The sequence below is a fragment of the Streptosporangium sp. LJ11 genome, assembly GCF_051918945.1.
Lineage (GTDB): Bacteria > Actinomycetota > Actinomycetes > Streptosporangiales > Streptosporangiaceae > Streptosporangium.
In genome coordinates this window covers 384,137-408,467 of sequence record NZ_JBPXMB010000001.1, presented here as the reverse complement: position 1 = coordinate 408,467, position 24,331 = coordinate 384,137, and the positions used below count along the sequence as shown (strand labels likewise).

Sequence of the window (24,331 nt, the reverse complement as noted above, 5' to 3'; positions counted from 1 at the left end):
CGCGGCGCGCGCCTTACCAGTGAGGGGAGCAGTCCGTGCGCCACCGCACCGCTGTGGTCATTCCCCCGTCACGCTACGACGTGATCCTGGTGTCTTCGTCGGTGCCCGACGCCGGCCGCGCGGCCGGCGTCGAATGCCCGTGACGAACCCCTGACCCCTGCCCGCCCGGCGCCGAACCGGCCGCCGGGGCATGCCCCCGTGCGGTCGCGCCACGCCAGGGGTCCCTCCACGACCTGACCTCGGGTCGTCTCGTCCGGGAATCGCGCCGTCCTGTCCGGAACATTCCGAAGGGCCATGGGCCGTGCGCACCGACCTGCACCGTCATCTCACCGACTCGCTGACCGGCGTCCGCAACCTGGGCATCCTCGCCCACGTCGACGCGGGCAAGACCACCATCACCGAACGGATCCTGTACGTCACCGGCGCCACCCACAAGCGTGGCGAGGTGCACGACGGGACGACCGTCACCGACTTCGACTCCCAGGAGCGCGACCGTGGAATAACCATCTTCGCCGCGGCGGTGAGCTGTGCCTGGGACGGCCACCGCATCCATCTGATCGACACCCCGGGCCACGTCGACTTCTCCGACGAGGTGGAGCGCTCGCTGCGGGTGCTCGACGGCGCGATCGCGGTGTTCGACGCCGTCGCGGGCGTCGAACCGCAGAGCGAGTCGGTGTGGCGGCAGGCCGACCGGCACGGGGTGCCGCGGATCGCCTTCGTCAACAAGCTCGACCGCGCCGGCGCCGACCTCGACACGGCGGTCGCGTCGATCCGCGAGCGGTTGCGGGTGGTCCCGCTCGTCGTCCAGCTGCCGATCGGGCGGGAGGACGGGTTCACCGGCGTGGTGGACCTGCTGCGCATGCGGTCGCTGGTCTGGGCCGGGGGCCGCGACACGTTCGAGGAGGGGCCGGTGCCGGACGCCCTGCTGGAGGAGGCACACCGGCGCCGGAGGCTGCTGGAGGAGGCGGTGGCCGAACTGCACCCGATCGCGCTGGAGGAGTTCTGCGCGGAGTCGGCGATCTCCGCGCCGACCCTCGCCGCCGCGCTGCGCGACCTGACCCGTACCGGTGAGGGCGTGGTGGTGCTGTGCGGATCGGCCTACCGCGACCGGGGGATCGAACCGCTGCTGGACGCCGTCGTCGCCTACCTGCCCTCGCCGCTGGACGTGCCGCCGGTACGCGGCACCCGGGACGGTATCCAGGGCGGCTCCCAGCACGACACCCGGGGCGGCGCGGTGCTGGAACGGGCCGCCGACCCGGCGGCGCCGTTCGCCGCTCTGGTGTTCAAGGTGAGCTCGACCGCCACCGGGCGGCTGTCCTACCTGCGCGTTTACTCGGGAACGATCCTGAAGGGAGACACGGTGCTGGACGCGGGCGCGCGGCGTACCGAGCGGATCGGCCGGATCCTGCGGGTACAGGCCGACCGGAACACCGAGGTGGACCGGGCCGTGGCGGGGGACATCGTCGCGGTCGTCGGGCTGAAGGCGGCCCGCACCGGGGCCACCCTGTGCGAGCCCTCGGCGCCGCTGGTCCTCGAACCGCCGGCCGTGGCCGATCCGGTGGTCTCCGTCGCGGTCGAGGCTCGCAGGAGCGTCGACTCCGGCCGGTTGTCGTCGGCGCTGGCGCGGCTGGTCGAGGAGGATCCCTCGCTGGTGGTCCGGACCGATCCCGAGACCGGCCAGACGGTGCTGTCGGGAATGGGCGAGCTGCATCTGGAGGTCGCGGTGGAGAATATCCGTCGTGCCCACGGGCTGGACGTCGGTGTCGGCCGGCCTCAGGTCGCCTACCGGGAGACGGTCGTGCGCGGGGTGTCCGGGCTGCTGTACCGGCACGTCAAGCAGGACGGCGGCGCCGGCCAGTTCGCCCACGTCGTCCTCGACGTGGAACCGCTGGAGCCGCTGGATACCGCCCCGGACGCGGAGGGCTTCGTGTTCGGCTCGACCGTCGTCGGCGGGCGGGTGCCGAAGGAGTACGTGCGGGCGGTGGAGGCGGGGTGCCGGGACGCGCTGGCCGAGGGTCCCCTCGGCGGCCATCCGGTGACCGGCCTGCGGGTCACGCTGACCGACGGGGCCACCCACCCCAAGGACTCCTCGGAGATGGCGTTCCGCGCGGCCGGAAGGTTCGCGCTGCGTGAGGCGCTGCGGACCGGTGCGATGGCGCTGCTGGAACCGGTGGTCGAGGTCACGGCCACCGTGCCCGACGACGCCGCCGGCGGGGTGATGGGCGACCTGGCGGCCCGGCGCGGCCGGGTCTCCGGCTCGACCGCGCGGGCCGGGACGGTGGTGATCACCGCGACCGTGCCGCTGGCCGAGCTGTTCGGCTACGCGACCCGGCTGCGCAGCCGCACCCAGGGCCGGGGCACCTTCACCACCCGGGCCACCGGGTACGCGCCGGTGCCGGGCACGGTGTCCGACGGGACGCCGCCCCGGTAGGAACCGGCAGGAATCGTAGGAACCGGCGATGGCCCCGCCCCCGGGCGGGGCCATCGCTCGGCGACGCTCTCGTTGGGCGCGGCCCTCGTCGGTCTGATCGGGTGGGCCCGGGTACGCGTCTCCCGTCACACGCCCGCCCAGGCCGTCCGAAACGGAGGTGTGGAGAACTCGTTTCGCGTCATCGGGTGAAAAGGGGGGACCGGACCACGGAAACGGAGTTCACGCTTGAGTGTGGAAACAGACCTGGACGACGCGGAGGTGATCAAGCGTGCCCGGCGTGATTCCGCCGCCTTCTCGGTGCTGTTCGACCGGCACGCCCCCGCCCTGCACCGTTACGTGACGCGGCGCCTGGGAGACTCGACGGCCGACGACATCGTGGCCGAGACGTTCCTCACCGCCTTCCGGCGGCTCGGGCGCTACGACACCGATTACCGCAATGCCCGCCCCTGGCTGTACGGCATCGCCGCCAACCTCATCGGCAAGCACCGCCGCGCCGAGGTCAGGGCGTACCTCTCGCTGGCCAGGACCGGGGTGGACGAGGTGGCCGAGAGCTACGCCGACCGGGTGGAGTCCCGGGTGACGGCCTCGGCGGCGCAGCGCGAGCTGGTGAGGGCACTCGCCGTGTTGTCGGCGAAGGACCGCGAGGTGCTGTTGATGATCGCCTGGGCGGATCTCAGCTACGAGGAGACGGCGCGGGCACTCGGCGTCCCCATCGGCACGGTGCGCTCGCGCCTGCACCGTGCCAGGAGAAAGACCCGCGAGGCCCTGGGCGGGGTCGATCCGTCCGCCATCTCGGAGGAGGAGACCGGTCGTGGATGACCTGAAGCTGCTGAGTGAGCTGCGGGCGGACGCGCCCGAGCCCGACGCCGACCGCCTGCGCGCGCTGCGGGCGCGTTCCCTGCGGCACCGCCGCCGATTCCGGCCCGTGCTCTCGCTGCCGATGGCCGTGACGGCGGCCGTCACGGTGATCGCGGCGGTGATCATGGTGGTGAACGACGACGAGCGGCCGGTCGTGCCGCCGTCCGTCATCGTGGAGGCGACGCCGGTGAGCGCGGAGGTCATGCTGAGGAAGGCGGCGCTGACGGCCGAGAAGCGCCGTCCTGAAAGGACCCCTCTCCGTCCCGACCAGTGGCTGTACCGCAAGAGCGTCGTCACGCAGCCCGCCGACGGCTCGACCGAGATCCAGGAGTACTGGACGCGCTACGACGGCACCAGGCAGGCGACCCGGATGGGCTCGCGCCCGATGGAGACGCGGACCATCGGGCCGGACCCGGGTGACGACGACCTGTCCCCCCGGCAGTACGCGGCCCGGCTGGCCAAACTGCCCACCGACCCGGACAGGTTGCTGGCCCACGTCAAGGGCGACCTGCACTGGAGGGACAAGCCGGACGAGGAGCGCGGTCTCCACGAGCACCCGGACGCGCGGGCCTTCCGAGTGCTGTCGCTCTATCTCGGTCAGGAGGAGTACATGCCGCCCAAGCTGGAGGCCGCGATCTTCCGCGCCCTCGCCAGGATTCCGGGAGTCCGGGTGGACCTCGGCATACGCGACGCGGCGGGCAGGTCGGGCATGGGCATCGCCTACGAGGCCGGCAGCCCGGGCTACGGCACGCAGCGCGACGAGAACGGCCAGGTCACCGAGCGGTCCTACGTCATCCTCGACAGCACGACCTATCGCCATCTCGGCTCGCGGACGGACTACCTGCAGGACTATCTCATCAACGGCGAGGTGGCCTTCCCGAAGGGGAGCGCCTTCGTGACCGCCGAGGTCGCGTCGGGAGTCGTCGACGAACCCGGACAGATCCCTTAGGGAGCCGGCGCGGGACGGGTTCTTCGGGGAGCCGACGCCGGGGGATCGAGAACCGCCGGAGCGACGTCGTCCGGTAGCGGGTGTGTCGTCAGTCGTCCAGGGCGACGGTGACGCCGTCGGAGAAGACGGAGCCATGGAGTTCGATCGCCTTGATCTCGAAGTTCTCGGGGACGTCGAGGAGCAGGATCCCGTTGAAGGCGCGAACGCTCAACCGAGCCTTCTCGAGAACTCGCTCAGGACGAAGAGCCCGCGGCCAGCGCGGTGACCAGACCGTCGAGCCGGCCGAAGGCCCGGGCCAGGCCCAGGTGGTCGATATGGTCGCGGGACTCGACGATGACGCCGTCACGTACCCGTGACACGAAGACGCACGGCACCGCGAAGGGACGGCCGCCGGCCGAGCCGACGTAGCTGAACTCGAAGACGACCACCTCGGGATCGGCCGTCTCATGGACGTGGCCCACGGGCTCGAACCGGTCGGCCCGCGCCCGGCCCGGCGCCTCGGCGAAGTGCCGGCGCAGCTCGGCACGGGTGCGCAGCGGCGTGTCACCCAGCGGCGCGAACGGGTGCCGGACGTCGGTCCGCTCGGCGTACAGGCCGGCCAGGTGGTCGAGCTCGGCCTCCCGCTCGCGTTCGGTGAGCTCGCCGGCGATCAGGCGGCTGACTCCCGCGGCGACGGCCTGGACGACCTCCGCTGGTGTGTACGGCTGCGGCATGGCATTCTCCTAAGGTAACCGTAGTCTGGACTACGGAAAGCGTACCGTAGTCCAGACTACGGTTAAAGCCCTGAAATGAGATCAGAGATCAGGAGGAGGCCGGATGCGGCAGGACGCACGGGAGAACCGGGAACGGATCCTGGCCGCGGCGGAGGCGGTGTTCGGGGAGTACGGTGCCGCCGGGTCGACCGAGGAGGTGGCCCGGCGGGCCGCCGTCAGCATCGCCACGGTCTTCCGCCACTTCCCGACCAAGGAGGAGCTGATCGAGGCGGCGCTGCTGCGGCATTTCGAGCAGCTCACCGACCTGGCCCACGCGCTCGTCGCCGACGCCGACCCGGCCGTGGCATGGCGCGCCCTCATACGGACGATGATCGAGACCGGCGCCACCAAACTCACCCTCGTCTCCCTGGTGGCCGACCGCGACGAGTTCCCCGCCGGCGCCGTCGCCGCGTCGAACCGGCTGAAGTCCGTGGTCGGCGAGGTCCTGCGCCGGGGACAGGAGGCCGGGGCCGTCCGGCCCTCGGTCACGGTCGAGGAGGTCTATCTGCTCATCCGCGGCCTGGCCCAGGCGTCGGCGACGACGCGGACCCCGCCCGACACCCTGGCCCGCGCCGTCGACGTCGTCCTCACCGGCCTGTCGCGGCCCGGCCGGTCAGCACCCACTCCCGCCTGACCACACATCCCCGGAACACCGGTCAACGGACTGGATGCTTCCCGAGGTCAGGCGCACGCTTCCGGACCAGGTCCTGTCCCAGGTGTCGAGAGCGGGTGGCGGCCCGTCCCAGAGTTCGTCCCCCTGGTCACGTCGGCGTCGTGGACGGCACCTCACCCCCGGTCGTCCAGGTCGGATCGCTCAAGGACCAGGGCGGCGGCCGTGCCGTCGATCAGGGTTCGGAGGCCGTGTTCGAAGGCGTCCTCGGCGAACGAGCCGCCGCTCTCGCGGAACGCCGTGAGCAGGGTGGCCTCCATGCCCCCGTCGAGCAGTTCGGCCAGTGCCGCGAACCAGTCCGCGGGTGTGCCCGAGGACGCCTGGCGTTCGCTCTGCTCCTGGAGGACGCACCCGTTGACGTAGCGGGTGAGGGCCGTGATCGTGCGCAGCGCCAGGACCGGGGTGAAGCCACGGCCGACCATGGCGGTCAGCTCCTCGTCGAACATCCTGATCGTCGCCGGGCTCAGGCTCGCGGCGTTGGCGACGAGGCGGGCGCCGTCGCGGTGGGCGCGCAGGGAGTCGCGGTACGCGCGGGCCCGGCGGGCGAGCCAGTCCTGCCAGGACTCGCCCTCGCGGGGCGGTCCCATCCCGGCGGCCAGGACGATCGCGTCGGCCATCCCGTCGAGCAGCTCCTGCTTGTTGCGCAGGTGCCAGTACAGGGCGGGTGATTGGACGCCCAGCTCCGAGGCGAGCCGGCGCACCGTCAGCCCGTCCAGGCCGACCTCGTCGAGCAGCCGCAGCGCCGTATCGATCATCATCTGCCGGGTCAGGCCGGCTCCCCGCTTGTTCTCTCCCATCGGTTGACACCTTAGCAGCGCTAAGGAAACATGACGGCGGCGCGCACTTAGCGCTGCTAAGGAAACGCCGCCAAGGAAAGGTCGCGCGCCGGACGTCCCGGGCACATGCCGGATGCCGGTCGAAGAGGGGAGAGCCATGTCCACCATGCGGGAACAGCGCCTGACCAGGGCGCTGCTGACCTGCGGTGCCGTAGCCGGACCGCTGTTCGTCCTCGTGGTCGTGGTCCAGGACTACACGCGCGCGGACTTCGACCCCCGGCGGCAGCCGCTCAGCATGCTGAGCCTGGGCGACCTGGGGTGGATCCAGATCACCAACTTCGTGGCCACCGGGCTGCTGAACATCGCGTTCGCGGCAGGGCTGTGGCGGGCGCTGCGTCCGGGCCGCGGCGGGACCTGGGGGCCGCTGCTTATCGGCGCGTACGGGACCGGCCTGGTCGCCGCCGGTGTCTTTCGCTTCGAACCGGCGTGGGGCTACCCGCCCGGCGCGCCGCGGGGTCTCCCCGACGACCCTGGCCTGGGCTACATCCTGCACGGCGCCGCCTTCGGCCTGGTGTTCGTCTCGCTGGTCGCGGCATGCTTCGTCTTCACCCGCCATTTCGCCGTACGGGGAGAGCGCGGATGGGCGCTCTACTGCGCGGCCACCGGCGTGGCGCTTCCCGCTCTCTACCTGCTGGCGGGGCTGCTGTCGGACGGCGGCGAGGACTCCCGGCCCCTGAGCCTGCTCCTGCGCGCCATCGCGTTCCTGGGCTGGGGGTGGGCCGCGGCGCTCGCGGTGCGGGTACGCGGGTCTCAACCGCCGACCGTGACCGGCACCGCGTGAGGGCGAGCTCGGCCGATCGTGGTGGGGGCCCAGGTCGTCGCCCCTCACCTCTCGGATCTGGCAGGAGAGCGCGCTCGCCGAGCGCCGGACGCGTGGCCTGACCGCGCGAAGCGGCTCGAGGTCCCGCGAGGCCGGAAACGCCTTGTATATCGAGCTCCCATTCTCCGGCCGGGCTCTGCTGCCTCATTCCGCCCGCCATGATCCTGGTCAGGAGAAAGCCGGCGGCGATTGCCGGGCGGTGGGACGTTTTCCTCTTTCCCTTTTTCTCCCCCATTTCCTGTGACGAGGAAATCGATTCGACCTGTCGGCTGTCCGACTGTTCCGGCCGGCGCTGACGGAGCATCGAGGTGGTCTCGGAAAATCCGGTTCGACCATTTCTGGTCTGCCCGGGAGGAGATGGTGCGATCAAATGATGGAACACGGACCGGTCGTACGGGAACCTGGAAGCTTCCAGGTTGACAAGAACTGCTGCTGTGCTTTACGGGGCCTGAGAGGCCGGGCGTGGGTCCGGTCGGTGGTGCGATCGGTCGCGAGGGTGTCGAGGGCTGCGATGCCGAGCGGGGCGACCGGCGCCCCCGTGGCGGCGAACCTCGGCGGGCCGTCGAGGGCGGGCCGGGAACCATCCGGGACCGCGCGAATGCCGGCGCCATCGGCCGGTGGAAATCCTGGTCGCCGGGCGGCCTGACCTGCGCTGATGTCCGTCGCGCACGTCACGCCCACGTTCTCCGCACCGGCACTGCCGGGAGGGTGACGAGCCGCGTGGCACGGGGTGCACCGGAACGCTCCGGCGTCGTCGGGGCGGCGCGCGCCAGGATGTCCGGTCGCGGCCGCGGTGAGTTGCGGCTGCGGTGAGGAGACCTCCCGCCAAGGCCGCCCGTGGAGTTTCCGTGACCACGCCCACCGCGAGAATCCCAGCCGCGCGGCGGCTCGCCTTCGGCGGGAAGGGCGTCTCGCGCCACCCCCGAGCGGACCTTCTCCCGCATTCAGGCCAGACTTATCAGCAAAAATCTATAAATCTGTACCTATCATGCTGTCAATAATTGTAAATAGGTTTGTGCGGAAAAAGGTAGACATTTACCGCGATTGACTGAACTCTTGACGGTGTGCCGGGGATGCCCGAAGGTTGCTTTTTGAAGTGGCCGAAACGCTCGGCACTATTAACGGGGATGACAGGAACCGAAGGGAGGGAAAATGGTCAAGGCTGCCTTCGCCTACTGCAAGTACGCAGTGAGCGCGATCACCGCTGTCGCTTTCGTGGTGTGCCCGTACTGATCGACAGGATCCAAGGGCCGCCCCGGGGCGCGTGCGCCCCGGGGCGGCCCGGTTCACTGCCAGCTCCCTGCCGCCGTCGGAGGATGAATTCGTGCTGAGGACCGCAGTGGCCCAGCTGCACCATGGCCTTTCCCTTGTGTTCGGTCGCCGGCTCCGGGTGGCGAACATCGAACGTGTCGTCGCCGACATCGTGGCCACCCGTGCCGAGTTCGGTGGGATCGGCGACCTCGACGCGTTCCGCGGCACCTCGATGTCGGTCCAGGACCGTAAGCCCATCGACGACCGGAGGTTGCGCCGCCTCGCACGTATGGCGTACGCCGAGACCCCGTACTACCGGGACCTCTTCGATCGTGTCGGCATGCGGCCGGACGAGGTGAACCTGTCGACCCTGGAGCGGCTGCCGGTCACGCGCAAGGAGACCCTGCGCGACACACCCGAGGCACTCGTGAACCGCGGTGTCCGGCCCTGGTACCGGGCGGAGACCTCCGGCACCACCGGCCCGCCGTCGTCGGTGTGGTTCTCCCGCTACGAGGCCGAGCTGCTCACCGCGATGACCGCGGTCTCGCTCCTGATCGACAACCGGCTCGGCGAAGGCGACGTCATCCAGCTCAACCTGGTCTCGCGTGCCTTCTTCGGAATCCACTGTTTCGCCGGGGCGGCGGCGCTGATCGGCGTGGCGCCCAGCTCCCTCGGGCTGGTGGAGCCCGAGATCTCGCTCTCCCGGCTGGCGGGTGGCACCCGGCTCTCCGACGCGAAGGCCCGGCCCGTCCTGCTGGTCACCTACTCGAGCTACCTCGGCCTGCTGGTGGAGGTCGGTGAGCGGCTCGGGTACACGGCCGCCGACTTCGGGCTGCGGCAGATCACGTGCGGCGGCGAGATCCTCACCGAGGGGTTGCGCCGCCGCGCCGAACGACTTTTCGGGGCCACGGTCGTGGAAACCTACGGGATGACCGAGATCGCCCCGTCGAGCGGCCAGATCTGTACCGGGGGGCATCTGCACTTCCACCCGGAACAGGGCATCACCGAGGTGCTCGATCTCACCGGGACCCGGGCCGCCGAGCCCGGTGAGCTGGGAGTGCTCACCTTCACCCCGGTCTTCCCCTACCGGGAGACCACTCTCCTCCTCAGGTTGTTCAGCGGAGACGTGGTACGCCGGCTGGCCGATGACGAGCTCGGCTGCGAGCTGGCGCAGCTGCCGGCCACCTCACGGGTGCTGGGCAAGGACGGGCACCTGTACGGCTTCGAGGGCCGCACCGTGACTCCGCGCGACATCCTGGAGCTCGTCGAGGCCGATCCGGCGGCGAGGTTCCCGTCCCGGTGGTCCCTGCGGACGGGGACCGACGGGCTGGAACTGCACATCCTCGGCGACGACCCGCAGGCCGCCGACCGGATTCGCAAGCGGGGCCTCGAACAGGAGATCCCGCTGTCCCGTGTCATCGTGCACGGTGAACGCGCCACGATGCCGCCCACCGCGCCCGTACGCGCGGACCTGCGCGAGCTGAGCTTCACCCAGGCGACCCCGAAGAAGCATCCGGAGACCGCACAGTGAATTCCGCCCTCGCCGAGATCGTGGTGATCGTCCTCATTCCGGCCGCGGCCATCCTGCTCGGAGTGCTCTACTTCCTCCGGGTGCGGATGGAACGGCCCCCGGTCGGGGTGTACACGCTCGGGGACGTCATGATCATGATGACCGCCGTCCTCGTCATCCCCGTGGTCTACCTCGCCCTGCCGTCGTCCGCCGTCGCGACGGTGCTGGGTCTGATGACCGTCTTCGCGATCCAGATGACCCTGGCGCCGCTGCTGTCGGGGCGGGTGGCGCTGCTGGTGGCGTTCGGCGCGGCCGCGCTCGATCTCGTGCTCTTCCTCTCGGGGTCCTCCGCGGCGACGGTCTGGAACAACGTCCTCCTGCTGATCCTCGTCATCGGCGTGTGCAACCTCTACGTCCAGAGTGGCATCAAGGCCCGCGACGTGGCCGTCTTCGCCTTGCTCCTGGCCGGCTACGACCTCGTGGCCACGGCGTTGCTGCCGATGATGGGCGACTTCCTGCGCAAGGTCATCGACCTGCCGTTCGCGCCGGTCTTCGCCTGGTGGGGCGGACCGCAGCCCGTGGTGATCGGTCTCGGGGACGTGCTCATGTTCGTGTTGTGGACACTGGTGTCGTTCAAGGCGTTCGGGCGGGAGGCCGGTTGGTCGGCCGCGGGCGTCTCACTGGTGCTGGCCGCGACGCTGGTCCTCGCGATGCGGACGGGCCTGCTGACGGAGCCGTTCCCCCTCATGGTGCCGGCGGGCCCCCTGATGGCCCTGCAGTACCTCATCTGGCGCAGGGTGCGGGGCCCCGAGCGGACGACGGCCGCCTATCAGGCATCGCGCGAGGCCATCGCACCGCCTGCTCTCCAGTCTCCGGCCAGGCCCGCGCGCTCGAAGGAGGGGTCAGCCGGAACCCGGAGCGGCTCGTAACGCTTCGAGCTCCTCGTTCATCGCGTCGAGGAAGGCGGCCGCGATGCGCAGCTCCTCCGGGCCGAACCGCCGCAGGACGTTGTCCGTGCTGCGGCCGAGCGGGCGGAAGAAGACCGCGGCGAGTGCCTGTGCCGCGTCGAGGTAGTGCAGGTGGACCACGCGCCGGTCGTGCACGTCGCGAACCCGGCGGATGTGCCCGGCCCGCTCCAGCCTGTCGAGGCACGCGGTGACGGCGCCCGAGGTGAGGTTCAGCTCCTCCCGTAGCCGGCTCGGCGTGATCGGCGACGGAGCGTCGAAGATCTTCATCAGGGCCTGGACGTCGGTGGGATGCAGCCCGTGCTCGTGGGCGAACTCGTGAGCGATGCGGTTGAACTCGGCGGTCATCCGTCGCAGTCGCACCGCGAAGGACAGCAGGTCGATGCTCTCCTCGCTGTCGCCGTTCATATCGCCATGCTACTTTAACTCAATCATTGAGATACTTAATCATTGAGTTAGATGTGGGAAGGGTGATCTCATGGCGCGGCGACCGATCCGCTGGCTCGTCCCGGCGCTGCTGGTGCTGGTCTGGCTGGCCGTCGGCGGAGGGCTGGGGCCGTTCGCCGGCAAGCTCACCGAGGTGTCCACCAACGACCAGGCCGCGTTCCTGCCGCAGAGCGCGGAGTCGACACGCGCGCTGGAGGTGCAGGAGCGGTTCCGTCAGGACGCGACGCAGCCGCTCATCGTGGTGTGGACCGCGGACGGCGAGGACGGGAAGGACATCACTCCCGAGCAGAGCGCCGCGGCGACCCGGGCGCTCGCCTCGCTGCGCGGCACCGAGGGCGTCGCCGGGACTCCCACGCCCTCCATCCCGTCGGACGACGGCCGGGCGCTGCAGGGCGTGGTCCAGCTCGGACCCGACGTCGAGGGCTCGCTCGGGGAGACCCTGGACCGGATCGGCTCGGCGGTGGCGGTCGACGGCCTGCGGGCTCAGCTGGCGGGGCCGGCGGCCACCCGGGCCGACCTGTCCGACGCCTTCGCCGGGATCGACGGCCTGCTCCTCGGGGTGGCGCTGATCACCGTCCTGATCATCCTGCTGGCGGTGTACCGGAGCGTCCTGCTGCCGCTCATCATCATCGGCGGCGCGGTCTTCGCACTCGGCCTCGCGTGCGCCGTGGTGTACTTCCTGGCCGACCGCGACATCGTCCGGGTCGACGGCCAGGTGCAGGGCATCCTGTTCATCCTGGTCATCGGCGCGGCCACCGACTACGCGTTGCTGCTGACCGCCCGCTTCCGGGAGGAACTGGCCACGACCGGCGACCGCTTCACCGCGGGCCGCGTCGCGCTGCGGCGCTCGTTCGAGCCGATCGTCGCCAGTGCCGCCACGGTGGCCCTGGCCCTGCTCGCGCTGCTGCTCAGCGGCCTGACCAACAACCGCGCGCTCGGCCCGGTGGGCGCCATCGGCATCGCGTGCGCCGCTCTCAGCGCGCTCACCTTCCTGCCCGCCGCCCTCGTCCTGCTGGGCCGCGCCGCCCTGTGGCCCACGAGGCCGCGCCCGGCCGTCGCGGCCGACGCCGAGGGCCGCGGGATCTGGAGCCGGGTGGCCACCCTGGTCGACCGCCGTCCGCGCCGGCTCTGGATCGCCACCGTCCTGCCTCTCGCCGGCCTCGCCCTCCTCGCGCCGCAGCTGAACGCCGGAGGGGTGCCGCTGGACGAGACCTTCGTGAACGACGCGCCGTCCGTGGCGGCGCAGGCGACGCTGAGCGAGCACTTCCCCGGCGGCTCGGGGCAGCCCGCGGTCATCGTCGCCCCCGCCGGGCGTGCCGCGGCCGTGGAGAAGACGGCCGGCGGCGTCGAGGGCGTGTCCGACGCCGCGGCGGTGACCCGGAGCGGACGACCGGGCGACCCCCCCAAGATCGTCGACGGGCTCGTACTGGTGGAGGCGACGCTGAACGACGCGCCGGACGGCGACGCCGCCCAGGACACGGTCAGGCGCCTGCGCGCCGCGCTCGCCCCCGAGAACGGCGTCATGGTCGGCGGCTACAGCGCCCAGCGATACGACACGACGGAGACCGCGAGGAACGACACGCTGCTCATCGTCCCGGTCGTCCTGGCGATCATCCTGCTCATCCTGATCGTCCTGCTGCGCTCGCTGGTGACGCCCGTGCTCCTGGTGGTCACCGTCGCACTGAACTTCCTGGCCACCCTCGGCGTCTCCACGCTGGTCTTCACGCACGTGTTCAAGTTCACCGGCGTCGACGCGTCCGTGCCGCTGTACGGCTTCGTCTTCCTGGTCGCGCTGGGGGTGGACTACAACATCTTCCTCATGTCCCGGGTGCGCGAGGAGACCGCGCACCACGGGGCGCGGGCGGGGTTGCTGCGCGGGCTGGTCACCACCGGCGGGGTGATCACCTCGGCGGGCGTCGTGCTCGCCGCCACCTTCGCCGCGCTGGTGGTGATCCCCCTGGCCTTCCTCGTGCAGATCGCCTTCATCGTCGCCTTCGGCGTCCTGCTCGACACCCTGGTGGTGCGATCCCTGCTGGTCCCGGCGCTGGTACGGGACCTGGGCGCGCGGGCCTGGTGGCCCAGCCGCCTGGGCCGTGCCGAGGTGGGGCGGGAGTCCCGGGAACTGACCGAGGCGTCGAGGTGACACCCGGCCCGGGCAGCGGGAGATGCGGGAAATAAGGAAGAAGAAGGGGATATGCCGGTGCTAGCCTTCCGGGGTCGGCCGCGGGACTCCGGCGCGACTTCCGGAACCCGCCTTTGAAGCGATGATTCGCAGCTCGTGCTCCCACTCCCCGGCCGGCCTCGCACATCACCCCGGAGGCGGCGATCGACGCTCACATCGAGACCGGTGCGGACCTGATCGCCGCCGAGGACGTCCTGCTGTTCGTGAACGCGGCGATCACCTCCACCGGCCAGCGCGAGTTCCACTCCGGCGCGGACGAGCAGGGGCTCTCGCTGGACTTCCTGCACCGCTACCTGATGGGCAACTACCGCGACCTGTACGCGGCCACCCTCGCCCTGGACGTCAACCACCACAACGCCGTACTGATCGCCAGGAACCTGCTGGTCACGGCGGGGGAGACGGGCCGGGCGCAGCGCCTGGCCGAGGGGCGCCTGATCGCCCGGAGGCTGGCCCTGCTGCCGCCACCCCGGGTGTACGGGCTGTTCCGCGAGCTGCGCCGCGCCAGGGTCAACAACCGGCGCACCAGGGCGATCATGCGGGACTGGCTGGCCGCCCGTCCCGACCTCGCGTTCGACGCGGTGAAGTACCGCGGCGCCGTCAAGGACGCCGTCCGCCACGCCCACCTGAGGCCGGGCGGGGAGCTGGGGCCGTTCCTGTTCACCCCGCACCGGCAGGCCGTCTACGCCACGCCGATCCTGGAGACCTGGCGGCGGGCCCACTACGAGCAGGCCGCGCTGTACAAGCTGCCCTACACGGTCGCGGAGGGGTTCGCGGCGAAACACCGCATCGCACGCGCCACCTTCCTGGAGCGCATCGCGCCCCGGCTCACCCGGCTGGAGCGGCTGCGCCTGCAGGAGTCGGCGCGCGGCCTGGGGGCCGGCGCGGTGCGGGCCGACCTCACCACGATGCCGCTGACCCGGCTCGCGTCATACGTGCTCGCCCTCTCCCTGGACGATCGCGTGCGCCGCCGCGCCGAGCTGACGGAGGCGCTGCGCGCGGCCGCCCGCCGGACCGCGGGCGACCAGGCCGGGCGCTGGGGCGCGGTGGCCGCCGTCCTCGACGACAGCTTCTCCGCGTACGGCTCGGGGCACAAGCGCCGCCGTCCGCTCGCCGTCGCGCTCGCCTGCCACTTCCTGCTGGAGGCGCTGGCCTCCGAGTACACGCCGCTGTGGCTGTCGGGCCGTACGGACGCGCTGCTCGCCCGTCCGTACGGGGCGACACCGCTCGGCGAGCGCGTCCTCGACGGCCTCGAACGCGGACCCGGGCGCCTCGTCATCGTCTCCGACGGGTGGGACAACTCGCCGCCGGGGCTCGCCGGAGAGGTGCTGCGGATCTGGCGCACCCGGCTCGACCCTGACCACACCTGCGCCGTCGTGCACCTCAACCCGGTGTACGACGCCGCCGACTTCGACGTACGGCGGCTGGCGCCCACCGTCCCGACCGCCGGGATCCGCGACGCCGAGAACCTGGTCGCCCTGGTGGAGCTGGCCCGGTTCGCGGAGGGGCGCACCGGGCTCCCCGAGCTGCGCGCCCACCTGGCGCGCCGCGTCGAGGCGTTCCTGCGGGAGGACGCATGACGGATCTCACCCTCACCGGGCTCTCCACCCGCCCCGCGCAGGCATGGGGTGGCGTACGGCTCGTCCCGCTGGTCCGCGAGGAGCCGATCGAGGACCTGCGGCTCGACGCCCGGCTCTACGACGCGGACTTCGGCGTCGTCGAGGTGGACGCGCGGACCGCGTACTCCTCCTACATCCCGCACGGGTTCGTGGCGAGCTGGACGCCTGACGGCACCCCCGCCGCGGCGTACGGAACACAGCTGCGGGGGCCGCAGGAGCGTGAGCGCACGCCCAGCCGGATGCCGCTGCGGTTCCACCGCCGGATGGCCCGCCGGGCCGGCAGGAACCGGCTGCGCTTCCTGCCCCTGCACCTGGCGCTCGAAGGGTATCTGGCGCTGCACTTCGGCGGGCCGGAGATCGTATGGGAGGAGTGGTCGCACCGCGCGATCAGCCACGGGCTCTCGCCCCGTGTCGAGGAGGCGTACGTGGGCGCCGCGGTCAGCGGCCTGGAGGACGCCCTTCGCGTCTTCGAGATCCACCACGGCCAGTGCGGCGTTCTCGTCCACGTCGCGGACGCGCTCGCCGCCGCGTTCGTGGTGCCGCACCCCGACGACTACCGCGCCCTGCACACCACCCTCGTCCACGACCTGTACGGCGAGCTGATCCACCACTACGCGATGTACAGCGGGCCGGTGCCCGATTTCCGGGCCCGCATCGCGGACGCGACGGTGCGCTCGCTCGCCGATCTGCGCGCCCAGGCCCGCCGGCAGCGGGACGAGTGGGCGGCCTTCCACGACCGGGTCATGGCGGGCGGGCTGCTGGGCGCCGACTACACCTACCAGCGCGTTCACGAGATGGGCGGGTATCGCCTGTCCCGCTTCCTGCCGCCCTTCGAACGGCAGCGGGAGAACCACATCGGCGAGCTCATCACCGACGGCACCGGCCGGCTCGCGTACCTCAAGACGTTCCGCCTGTCGGAGAACCAGGTCCGGCGCGGTCATCTGCTGACCAGTCTCGCCGCCGCCGGCTGGAACCTGGCCGAGACCGCCGTCGCGCTCGGCGTGACCGAGCCCGAGCTCGGCCTGCGCATCGAGGCCGCGGGCTTCGGCCACCTCCTTCGCCAGGACGTCCTCGACCACTACCGCGCCCGGGCCCGCCGCGGTCGCCGGTGACCACACAGGGTTTCGTGAAGTCGCCGACATACCCCGAGAGGCGGCTGGCCTGTCGTGTCCCCCGGCGGACCTCCGGTCAGGCCCTGATCTGGCGGGTGATGGACGGGTCGGTGATGGCGGCGTCGCCGGCCAGCAGGAGCGCCTTGGAGATGATGACCGACAGCATGCCGCCCTCTTCCTCGAACGGCAGGAAAACGTGGTCGGGCGCGACGTCGGGGACGATGCACAGGTAGGCGTCGTTGGGTTCCATCAGGATGTTGCCCGAGCCCAGGTGGATCCGGTAGGTACGCAGGTCACCGCGGACCCGCAGGAAGCGGTCGGTGAGCTCGGCCCGGTCGGCGATGCGCAGCCGGGGGAGCAGCCGGGTCAGGGCGTCGCGGCGGATCTCGGCGGTCTCGGTGAGGTCGCCGAAGTTGTAGGAATGCCAGTAGTCGCCCTGTCCCTGCGGGTCGAGGCCGACGGAGGAGACACCGACGGCGAGGTCGGCGTCGCGCATGGTCTCCGACAGCACCAGCGGGGGCACCTCGGTCAGCGGTGCCGGTCTGCGGAACTCCTCCTGTGACGGCTCCTCGCCGGTGCGGTAGAACCGGATCGGCCCGCTGAGGCAGAACGCGGCCGGGGCATCGTAGCCGTCCGTCTCCCAGGACTCCCAGGGCAGGTGCATGTCCCAGCGCGCCTGCCAGCCGGGGACCTCCTTGACGGCCTCGCCCTGCTCAGAGCCGCCCGCCGCGTCCCAGTGGCCGAGCGAGAGGCCGGTCCAGCCGCGTTCGGAAAGCAGTGCCTTGGCCTGGCCGTACCGCAGCCTGTGTCCGGTGAAGCGGTTGGAGAGTGTCCCGGACCGCTCCTCGGCCGGGGTGAGCAGGTAGACCTCGCGGAAGACCTGCTTGAACGGTTGCCGCAGCCCGATCTCCAGGAGGTGGTCACGCCGGCCGCGGATCTCCTCGACGGTTTCCCCGATGGGATGCCAGAGCCGCATCGGGGTGTCGGCGCGGGGCTGGATCCGGCGGCCGATCGGATCGGTCAGCTCCCAGCCGTCGTCGGTCCTGACCGGTATCCCGGCGGGACCCTGCAGGATCTGCCAGATCAGCCGCCTGCCGTGGACACCGGTGACGGGGTGGTCGAGGAAGAACTCCTCAACCTGGCTCCAGCGCCAGAGCCGGTCCTCGGCGAGTGCCCGCTCGACGCGGTGCCGCTCGGAGGACAGGGTCTTCCGGATCTCTTTGAGCGTGTTCCTGAACTCGGTGAGCAGTCCGCCATTGCTCTCTCTGATCGCTTTCGGGGCTGATTTGGCCGGCTTTCCGGCCGGATCGAGAAAGGTCAGCAGCGGTGTGCCCGCCTCGTCCAGCGCCAGTCGCAAAACGTGCTCGCCCGCCTTCTCCTCCCGTACGCCGTCCGGGTCGAGTCCGAACGTCGGCACGGTCCGGTCGAGCAGCTGCTCGCGGCTGAGCCCGGCCTGTTCGGCCACCGCGTCCAGCGTCCGCGTCACCTTCGCCAGGATCGACCTCTTCCTGACCTTGGTCTGCATCCGGGCGAGCGGGGCCACCACCTCCAGACCGCCGTGTCCGGCCAGCACGAGCAGGGCGGCGTTGACGAGCTTCTCGCTGCGCGAGTTGGGCCCGGACCCGCCGATGCCGGTGCCCGCCGCCAGGGCGACCTCCCCGAGCAGCGGGACCGTCCACGGCTCGTCGATCAGCTCACATGTCCACACCAGGCCGCGCAGCGCCACGGCGGTGCGTTCGTTCAGATAGGTCGTCGTGGTCCACTCGTGGTCGCCGTTTCGGTGCCGGATCGTCGTCTCCCGGTGGGCGGGGACGCGGCTCAGGATGTCGCGGACGAGCGGGCCGGTGTCCGGTGTGAGCAGGGCGGCGGCCTGCCGGAGCCAGGCGGGAGCGGGGCGCGCGGCGGTCGCGGTGATCCAGTGACACAACAGGGGAAGCGCCTTCGGGTCGCCGAGGCGGGAGCCGTACTCGGTGGCCATCAGGGTGGCGAAGCCGTCGCCCGCGCCGACCAGGTAGGCGGTGGCCCGCACGGGGTCGTCCTCCGCGTGCTCCGCCAGGAGGATGTCCATGTCGCGTTTGAGCCGGGAGTGGGGCGCCCACGGGTTGTCGGTCAGAGCCTCGTGGATCTGGCGCATCAGCGGGAGATGACGGCGTTGCGCCTCGCGGGAGAGACTCTCGGTGGCCGCCCACGGAAGGGCCGTCGAGGACTCGTGGCGGTAGTCGAGCAGGCTGGGCCCGATCGCGGCCCGCCAGAGCAGCTCGACCTCGTCGCCGGTCCAGGCGAGTTTCCGCTCGGCGACCCGCGCGGCCAGCAGCGTCGGATCCGGGCGGTGGTCCGTCCCGCGGGTGTGGAGCAGGTTCATCCGCAGCTGCGCCCACACCCCCAGCGCACGCCATTGCGCGTCGCCGAATGTGGGCACGAGCTCGGCGACGACCTTCTCGGTGAACGTCGGCGCCGGCCACTGCCGCGCCGGCACGTAGAGCTCGTCGAGCCGGGCGAACAGGTCCGCGCGAACCCGGCCGGGGTCGTCGCCGAGCCATCCGAGCTGCTCGGGGGAGAGCTCGTCGAGAAGGCCCATGTCAGAAGTCAACGGTCGTCTCCAGCGATAGGGGGTAGCGCCATGACTACCAACCGGCTCCGACAAATTCCGGCCGCGGCGCAGGGAACAGGGGGCGACGCCGGAGATTCCGCGAACCGGTAGAACGGACATCCGCCGTACGCGCCGTCGCGATGGAACCGCCGCGGTATGTCAACGCGGCGAGCCCGACCGTTTTCCCTGAATCGTCTTCCTCGAATCCATCACGCGTATGGCGGTCCCTGCGCCGGCTCCGGACCAAGCCTGATACGCCAGGTCGCGAATGTCTGCGTGCGCTTGCGCGGGGTGGAAGACAAGCTCTGACCGCCTTTCGCAATCCGTAGAATCGCGTATATTTGCGGCTTTGTTAGCTATTAATCCTGTTTGAGAGTCGAAGTTTTCCTGGATAGAGGATCTGTCGGGCCTAGGGTTTACGTTGAAGGCGTTCGTGAACAGGTTTGCTCGCGAGACGTTCTTTAAAGATCACCTCTACTGAAACCCCTTGTCGTGTAAAGATCGTGATTCCTGTCGAAGGAACGTTCCATGGAGGTGGCATGAAGGCCAATGAGACGACGCTCCGGGGTCTTATCGGTGGCGAGCAGCAGCTGATGATCCCGCTGTACCAGCGGCCCTACTCCTGGGAGCGCGAGCAGCTCGCCAAGCTGTGGGCGGACATCGAGTTGCAGGTCGACCAGATCGAACAGGGCAAGGACAACACCCACTTCCTGGGATCGGTCGTGCTGGCTCCCGGTCCGGAGAATTCACCGGGCAACTACCAGTGGCTGGTCGTCGACGGCCAGCAGCGGTTGACGACACTGATGGTGGCGCTGTGCGCGTTGCGCGACCACCAGGCCGCCGAGGACCCGATGCACCGTGAGCGCATCAACGAGACCCACCTGATCAACAAGTTCAAGCCGGGAAATCTCAGATATCGTCTGCTGCCCACCCAGGTCGACCGCTCTACCTTCAGGGCCTGTGTCGAGGGGCTGCCCATGGGGGAGACGGACAGCCGGATCGCGAGCGCCTACCAGTTCTTCCGCACCAAGCTGGTCGAGGTCGACGATCCGGCCGATCCCCATGACATCGCCCGGGTCGAGAGCGTGGTTCTCAACCGGCTGAACCTCGTGCAGATCGTCGTGGAGGACGACGACAACGCCTTCCGGATCTTCGAATCCATCAACAACACCGGTATGCGGCTCAGCCAGGTGGACCTGATCCGTAACTACGTCTTCATGCATCTGCCGAAAAAGGGGCAGTATGTTCACGACACCTACTGGCTGCCGATGCAAAGACTCCTCGGTCACAAGGCACTGGATCAGCTGATGTATCTCACCCTGATTCTCGACCGGGGTGACGAGGCCCAGTACAACGACGCCTACCGAGGCCACCAGGAGCTTCTGCGGGCCGTGACCGTGGACAGGGGAAAGGTCGAGGAACGCGTCGAGGAGTACGTGAAGGAGCTCTCTCGCCGCTCCCGCTATCTTCAGCACATCCTCGAACCAAAAGGCGACACGGAGATCGAGAGGCGGTTGCGCTTCCTCAACGAGTGGAAGGGCAGCACCGCGTACCCCGTCATCATGCGACTGCTGGAGCTCCGTGACAGCGGAGACTGCACCGACGAGGAGGTCTGCGAGGCGCTGAGCTACATCGAGAGCTTTCTGATCCGGCGGCTGATCTCAGGCGTCACGTCCGGCAACCTGAACAAGATCTTCATGCGGCTCACCCGTCAGCTGACGGGCGAGCGGCAGGTGGCAGATGTTCTGCGTACCGAACTGTCGGCGGCGAGGCTGTACTGGTCCTCGGACGAACAGTTCCGTGCCGACATTCGCAGTAAGGCCTTCTACTGGCAGGGACGCACCGCGCAGCAGAAGCTCGTGCTCCGCCGGTTGGAGGAGACCTACGACCCCAAGGAGCGGGTGGACCTCTCCGACAAGAAGATCACCATCGAGCATGTGTTGCCGCAGAGCCCGACGCCCGACTGGCTTGAGACCCTCGCCACCGAGGGAGAGGCGGACCGGCTGCACAAGGAGCTGGTGCACACCCTGGGCAACCTCACCCTCAGCGGCTACAACTCCGAGCTGGGCAACATGTCCTTCGCGAGGAAGCGTGACTTCTTCACGCGCAGCGGAGTCGTCATGAACCAGGAGATCGCCAAACAGGAGCGATGGGGAAAGGCGGAGATCGAGGCCCGCGCGGAACGGCTCGCCACCCGGGCGATCGAGATCTGGCCCGGCCCGCTGGACAGCGGCCCGGTGGGGCCGTCCCGCGACTGGACGCTGCTGCACGCGGCGCTCGCCGCGCTCCCGGCCGGCACCTGGACAACCTACGGGGACCTCGCCGAGCTGATCGGCTCGCACGCGGTCCCGGTGGGTGCTCACCTGGCCAAGACCAGCCTGCTCAACGCGCATCGGGTGCTGAACGCGTCGGGCCAGGTGTCCAAGGGCTTCGGCTGGGCGGACGAGGATGACGAGCGGGACGTTCACGAGGTGCTCCGAGCCGAGGGAATCAAGTTCGACCAGGCCGACAAGGCGGACCGGACCCAGTTGATCTCCGCTCGGGAGCTCGCCGAACTGCTGGGACTTCCCGCCGCGCTGGACATCAGCGAGGCCGAGCTGCTCCCCGGTGACCAGGGAGACCTGGAGGAGTACGAGCGCCGTTTCTTCGAGCAGCTGGGCGAGGGGAGCGGGCCGCAGGCGGCCGGGGCGGTCACCCGGCTGCTCGACTGGTGGCGGGCCCGCGGTGGTGAGATCCAGTTCGGCCGGTCCGCGGGCAGCTCGTGCGCGCCGGTCATCAAGCGGGACGGCAAGACGTTGGCGATGATCCGCTTTTACGCCGACACCGTCGAAGTCCCGTTCGGCACGCTGAAGCGGCGGCCGCCGTTCGACGACCCGATCCTCCGTGATCAACTCCGCAGGAATCTCAACGACGCTCCGGGCATCGAACTGCCCGCGGCGAAGATCGAGTTGTACCCCTCTTTCAAGACGGTGCTGCTGGTCAACGAATCCGTCTGGGATGTCGTGGTCTCCTCGCTCGACTGGTTCGCCCAGACCGTGACCAAGGGCGAGTAGTCGCCGAGCCCGCGTGTCCTCCGGTCCGCGCCCCGGGGGACACGCCGATCAGGCGGGCAGGAACGTGCTGGGGGAACCGTGCCAGGAGATGGTGAGCTCCTCGCGGGCGCGGGTGGCGGCCACGAAGAGCAGGCAGCGTTCCTTCTGCAGATCCTGCTGGTGGGCGATCAGGTCCTCCTCGGCGGACGTGATGGCGGAGGTGGGAGGAACCGAGTGTTCCCCGACGCCGATGACCGCGATGCACCGGAACTCCATCCCCTTCATCCGGTGCATGGTGCCCACTCCCACCTCGTGGTCGGTGTGCCTTTTGGCTAGCGCGGTGACCGGGATGTTCGCGGCCTTGAGCTTGGCGACGGCCTGGTCGGCGAGCATGTTGGAGCGCGCCGCCACGCCGATCTGACCGGGTGCGACTCCCTGGCCGAGCCACTGACCGACGGTTTCGACCAGCCCCGCCAACTCGTCTTGCTGGGTGGCGAAGCCGCTCAGCCGAGGATCGGCGCCGTGGACGTCCGACCGGTATCCGGCGAGCGTGTCGAGGTCGCCGTTCATGTCGTCGATCCGTTCCCCGTGAAGCAAGCCGAGACTCCAGCGCAGGATCTCCGCGGTCGTCCGGTAGTTGATCCTGAGCCGAGTGGATCTGCCCGCGATGTCGATGCCCAGCTTCTTCAGGGACACCCGGTAGTCGTAGATCCGCTGATGGGTGTCGCCGGCGAGGAACAGATCGTCGCGGCCACGGGCGGTCGCGGCCCGGAGCAGACGCCAGTGCCAGGGGCTGAGGTCCTGCGCCTCGTCCACGATGACGTGCCGGTATGGCCTGTGCTCGCCGTCCTCCACGAGCCGGGTCGCCTCAAGGCAGATGGTCTCGTAGGTCCACACCCCGTCCGCACGCAGCGCGTCGGTGAACGCTGTGACGGCAGCCCAGATTTGCGTCCTCTGTAGCTGGCCGAGCGCCCTTCCCCGCCCCGGCCGCGATGCCCGTTGGTATTCCTCCAGGGAGACGATGCCCTGGGTGAGGATCACCTGTCGCCATTCGTGGGAGAGGAATGCCTCGTCGAAGCGCGAGGGGAGGCCGATGCTCCGGGCCACCTTCGCCCAGCGTGCCTTCTCGTCCTCGGAACGCAGTACGGCGAGACCGCCCGTGCCGCCGGTGACGATCCGGTAGGCCACGCCGTCGATGTGCCGGACCTCGATCCGGTTCATCAGGATGCCATCGCCGTCGGTGAGTTGCCGCAGGGCGTCCTCCATGGTGGAGGGCAGCGTCCGGACGAAGGTGGTGACCAGGACGGACTTCTCATCACTCACCCGCGAGGCGAGGTGCCTGGCGCGATGCAGGGCGACGACGGTCTTTCCCGTTCCAGGACCGCCCGTCACCCGCGCCGGTCCGCTGAAGGAGCCGGAGGCGGAGTCGCGCTGGGAGGGGTGCAGATAGACGCGCCAGAGGGCGAAGGGCTTGGTGAACGCGTCCATCAGCTCGTCGGGTCCGTTGACCAGCAGCACCTGTCCGGGTGAGCGTTCGACGGCGGCGGTGATGTCCTCGGGGTCGAATCCCACGACCTCGGCGGAGGGGGCGGGCAGACTCGTCCAAACCTCGTCGGGGGTCATACCGGACGCCAGGCCGACCAGCACGTCGTGTTGCTGCTTCGGGAAGAACGCCTGCGCCCCGTCGAGCTGGTCCTCGCTGTTGAACGTACGGGCGAACGCGAGCACCTGGGCGTCGATGCCGAGACGTGTCAGGTCGGCGTCGTTGACGTGGCCGAAAAGCGGAGTCGCGGGCGTGGCCGTGGGAGTGACCGACGCCGCCCGCTCCTCCAGCGTGACGAGGTCGCGCAGCTCGACGGCGCCGGTGGCGGCGTTCACCGTGGCACGGCGTCGTTTGGCCCAGTCATAGGCGTCATCGTGCGGCAGCACGTTGAGCAGCACGTACAGGCCGCCCCGATCGGGGGCGAGCACGACGCCTCGCCAGAAAAGGGTGATGCGGATCGTGTGCATCCGAGGGTCGCGGGCCTTGGCCACCGGCTCCAGGTGCAGCCCAGCGTGGGTCGCCCGCTGGAATTTCGAGAACACCTCGATGGTCTGATCCTGAACCGGTTTTTCGAGCTTGAGGAAGGTCCGGAAGAAGTCGCGGTGGACGCCGAGTCTCGCCATGCATCATCTCCCGGGGTTCTCGCTGCCGCCGACGTGATCGTACCGGTATGAGGCGCACGATAAACCGAGGTTCATTTCTGCCCCATCAGGTGGTTAAATCGGGAGCTCATCCGGAAAAGCTGCGGAAGTACTCGGTTTCCGGTC

Annotated in this window: 17 protein-coding genes; 11 read left to right on the top strand and 6 right to left on the bottom strand. The window is 70.0% G+C overall.

The genetic code is table 11. From position 1 onward, the window contains the following. Nucleotides 1-301 precede the first annotated feature (301 nt). The 3 genes from fusA to ACTOQ3_RS01845 all read left to right on the top strand — a co-directional run bounded on the left by fusA (nt 302) and on the right by ACTOQ3_RS01845 (nt 4,238). The gene (fusA, locus tag ACTOQ3_RS01855; protein ID WP_440081613.1) at nt 302-2,431 is read left to right on the top strand and encodes an elongation factor G; all 2,130 of its coding nucleotides are present in this window, start codon (nt 302-304) and stop codon (nt 2,429-2,431) included. A gap of 231 nt (nt 2,432-2,662) precedes the next feature. After that, nucleotides 2,663-3,250, top strand: coding sequence for an RNA polymerase sigma factor (locus ACTOQ3_RS01850; protein WP_440081761.1), 588 nt, complete (start codon nt 2,663-2,665; stop codon nt 3,248-3,250). Beyond that, nucleotides 3,243-4,238 carry a CU044_5270 family protein gene (locus ACTOQ3_RS01845; RefSeq protein ID WP_440081612.1) on the top strand — a complete coding sequence of 332 codons (996 nt, stop codon included), beginning with the start codon at nt 3,243-3,245 and terminating at the stop codon, nt 4,236-4,238. Before ACTOQ3_RS01850 ends, ACTOQ3_RS01845 begins: the two co-directional genes overlap by 8 nt. 88 nt (nt 4,239-4,326) lie before the next feature. On the opposite strand, the gene ACTOQ3_RS01840 is transcribed toward ACTOQ3_RS01845, so the two are convergent. Both ACTOQ3_RS01840 and ACTOQ3_RS01835 read right to left on the bottom strand, forming a co-directional pair. Then, on the bottom strand, nt 4,327-4,449 hold the full coding sequence (locus ACTOQ3_RS01840; RefSeq protein ID WP_440081611.1) for a hypothetical protein: 123 nt from the start codon (nt 4,447-4,449) through the stop codon (nt 4,327-4,329). Nucleotides 4,450-4,471: 22 nt separating this feature from the next. After that, the gene (locus tag ACTOQ3_RS01835) at nt 4,472-4,951 is read right to left on the bottom strand and encodes a nuclear transport factor 2 family protein (protein ID WP_440081610.1); all 480 of its coding nucleotides are present in this window, start codon (nt 4,949-4,951) and stop codon (nt 4,472-4,474) included. 103 nt (nt 4,952-5,054) lie between these two features. On the opposite strand from ACTOQ3_RS01835, the gene ACTOQ3_RS01830 reads away from it, so the two are divergent. After that, a complete protein-coding gene (locus tag ACTOQ3_RS01830; protein ID WP_440081609.1) occupies nt 5,055-5,624 on the top strand; it encodes a TetR/AcrR family transcriptional regulator in 570 nt (189 codons plus the stop codon). A 152-nt stretch (nt 5,625-5,776) separates the two neighbouring features. On the opposite strand, the gene ACTOQ3_RS01825 is transcribed toward ACTOQ3_RS01830, so the two are convergent. Next, complete coding sequence (locus ACTOQ3_RS01825; RefSeq protein ID WP_440081608.1) at nt 5,777-6,457, bottom strand: TetR/AcrR family transcriptional regulator C-terminal domain-containing protein; 681 nt, start codon at nt 6,455-6,457, stop codon at nt 5,777-5,779. 136 nt (nt 6,458-6,593) lie between these two features. On the opposite strand from ACTOQ3_RS01825, the gene ACTOQ3_RS01820 reads away from it, so the two are divergent. The 3 genes from ACTOQ3_RS01820 to ACTOQ3_RS01810 all read left to right on the top strand — a co-directional run bounded on the left by ACTOQ3_RS01820 (nt 6,594) and on the right by ACTOQ3_RS01810 (nt 11,006). Then, nucleotides 6,594-7,277, top strand: a complete 684-nt coding sequence (locus ACTOQ3_RS01820; RefSeq protein WP_440081607.1) for a DUF998 domain-containing protein — start codon at nt 6,594-6,596, stop codon at nt 7,275-7,277. 1,363 nt (nt 7,278-8,640) lie between these two features. After that, nucleotides 8,641-10,098, top strand: coding sequence for a phenylacetate--CoA ligase family protein (locus tag ACTOQ3_RS01815; RefSeq protein WP_440081606.1), 1,458 nt, complete (start codon nt 8,641-8,643; stop codon nt 10,096-10,098). Beyond that, a complete protein-coding gene (locus tag ACTOQ3_RS01810) occupies nt 10,095-11,006 on the top strand; it encodes a hypothetical protein (RefSeq protein WP_440081605.1) in 912 nt (303 codons plus the stop codon). The genes ACTOQ3_RS01815 and ACTOQ3_RS01810 overlap by 4 nt, the downstream gene beginning before the upstream one ends. Here the strand turns inward: ACTOQ3_RS01810 and ACTOQ3_RS01805 are convergent. Beyond that, nucleotides 10,980-11,450 carry a MarR family winged helix-turn-helix transcriptional regulator gene (locus tag ACTOQ3_RS01805; RefSeq protein ID WP_440081604.1) on the bottom strand — a complete coding sequence of 157 codons (471 nt, stop codon included), beginning with the start codon at nt 11,448-11,450 and terminating at the stop codon, nt 10,980-10,982. The two genes, ACTOQ3_RS01810 and ACTOQ3_RS01805, sit on opposite strands and share 27 nt — an antisense overlap. 70 nt (nt 11,451-11,520) lie before the next feature. On the opposite strand from ACTOQ3_RS01805, the gene ACTOQ3_RS01800 reads away from it, so the two are divergent. The 3 genes from ACTOQ3_RS01800 (at nt 11,521) to ACTOQ3_RS01790 (ending at nt 16,399) form a co-directional block, all read left to right on the top strand. After that, nucleotides 11,521-13,632: an MMPL family transporter gene (locus tag ACTOQ3_RS01800; protein ID WP_440081603.1), complete on the top strand. Its 2,112-nt coding sequence runs from the start codon at nt 11,521-11,523 to the stop codon at nt 13,630-13,632. 242 nt (nt 13,633-13,874) lie between these two features. After that, a complete protein-coding gene (locus tag ACTOQ3_RS01795) occupies nt 13,875-15,248 on the top strand; it encodes a hypothetical protein (protein WP_440081602.1) in 1,374 nt (457 codons plus the stop codon). Beyond that, the gene (locus ACTOQ3_RS01790; RefSeq protein ID WP_440081601.1) at nt 15,245-16,399 is read left to right on the top strand and encodes an ARPP-2 domain-containing protein; all 1,155 of its coding nucleotides are present in this window, start codon (nt 15,245-15,247) and stop codon (nt 16,397-16,399) included. The genes ACTOQ3_RS01795 and ACTOQ3_RS01790 overlap by 4 nt, the downstream gene beginning before the upstream one ends. 76 nt (nt 16,400-16,475) lie before the next feature. On the opposite strand, the gene ACTOQ3_RS01785 is transcribed toward ACTOQ3_RS01790, so the two are convergent. After that, the gene (locus tag ACTOQ3_RS01785; protein WP_440081600.1) at nt 16,476-18,989 is read right to left on the bottom strand and encodes a DUF4132 domain-containing protein; all 2,514 of its coding nucleotides are present in this window, start codon (nt 18,987-18,989) and stop codon (nt 16,476-16,478) included. A 539-nt stretch (nt 18,990-19,528) separates the two neighbouring features. Between ACTOQ3_RS01785 and ACTOQ3_RS01780 the strand changes: the two genes are divergently transcribed. After that, complete coding sequence (locus tag ACTOQ3_RS01780; protein ID WP_440081598.1) at nt 19,529-22,042, top strand: GmrSD restriction endonuclease domain-containing protein; 2,514 nt, start codon at nt 19,529-19,531, stop codon at nt 22,040-22,042. Between the two features lie 48 nt (nt 22,043-22,090). On the opposite strand, the gene ACTOQ3_RS01775 is transcribed toward ACTOQ3_RS01780, so the two are convergent. Further along, nucleotides 22,091-24,187: a UvrD-helicase domain-containing protein gene (locus tag ACTOQ3_RS01775; RefSeq protein ID WP_440081597.1), complete on the bottom strand. Its 2,097-nt coding sequence runs from the start codon at nt 24,185-24,187 to the stop codon at nt 22,091-22,093. Nucleotides 24,188-24,331: the final 144 nt, after the last annotated feature.

Excerpts from the sequence above, each read along its gene's own strand:
- ACTOQ3_RS01805 (WP_440081604.1), bottom strand. The coding sequence starts at position 11,450 with ATGAACGGCGACAGCGAGGAGAGCATCGACCTGCTGTCCTTCGCGGTG.
- ACTOQ3_RS01830 (WP_440081609.1), top strand. The coding sequence starts at position 5,055 with ATGCGGCAGGACGCACGGGAGAACCGGGAACGGATCCTGGCCGCGGCG.
- ACTOQ3_RS01775 (WP_440081597.1), bottom strand. The coding sequence starts at position 24,187 with ATGGCGAGACTCGGCGTCCACCGCGACTTCTTCCGGACCTTCCTCAAG.
- ACTOQ3_RS01835 (WP_440081610.1), bottom strand. The coding sequence starts at position 4,951 with ATGCCGCAGCCGTACACACCAGCGGAGGTCGTCCAGGCCGTCGCCGCG.
- ACTOQ3_RS01825 (WP_440081608.1), bottom strand. The coding sequence starts at position 6,457 with ATGGGAGAGAACAAGCGGGGAGCCGGCCTGACCCGGCAGATGATGATC.
- ACTOQ3_RS01790 (WP_440081601.1), top strand. The coding sequence starts at position 15,245 with ATGACGGATCTCACCCTCACCGGGCTCTCCACCCGCCCCGCGCAGGCA.
- ACTOQ3_RS01800 (WP_440081603.1), top strand. The coding sequence starts at position 11,521 with ATGGCGCGGCGACCGATCCGCTGGCTCGTCCCGGCGCTGCTGGTGCTG.
- ACTOQ3_RS01780 (WP_440081598.1), top strand. The coding sequence starts at position 19,529 with ATGAAGGCCAATGAGACGACGCTCCGGGGTCTTATCGGTGGCGAGCAG.
- ACTOQ3_RS01820 (WP_440081607.1), top strand. The coding sequence starts at position 6,594 with ATGTCCACCATGCGGGAACAGCGCCTGACCAGGGCGCTGCTGACCTGC.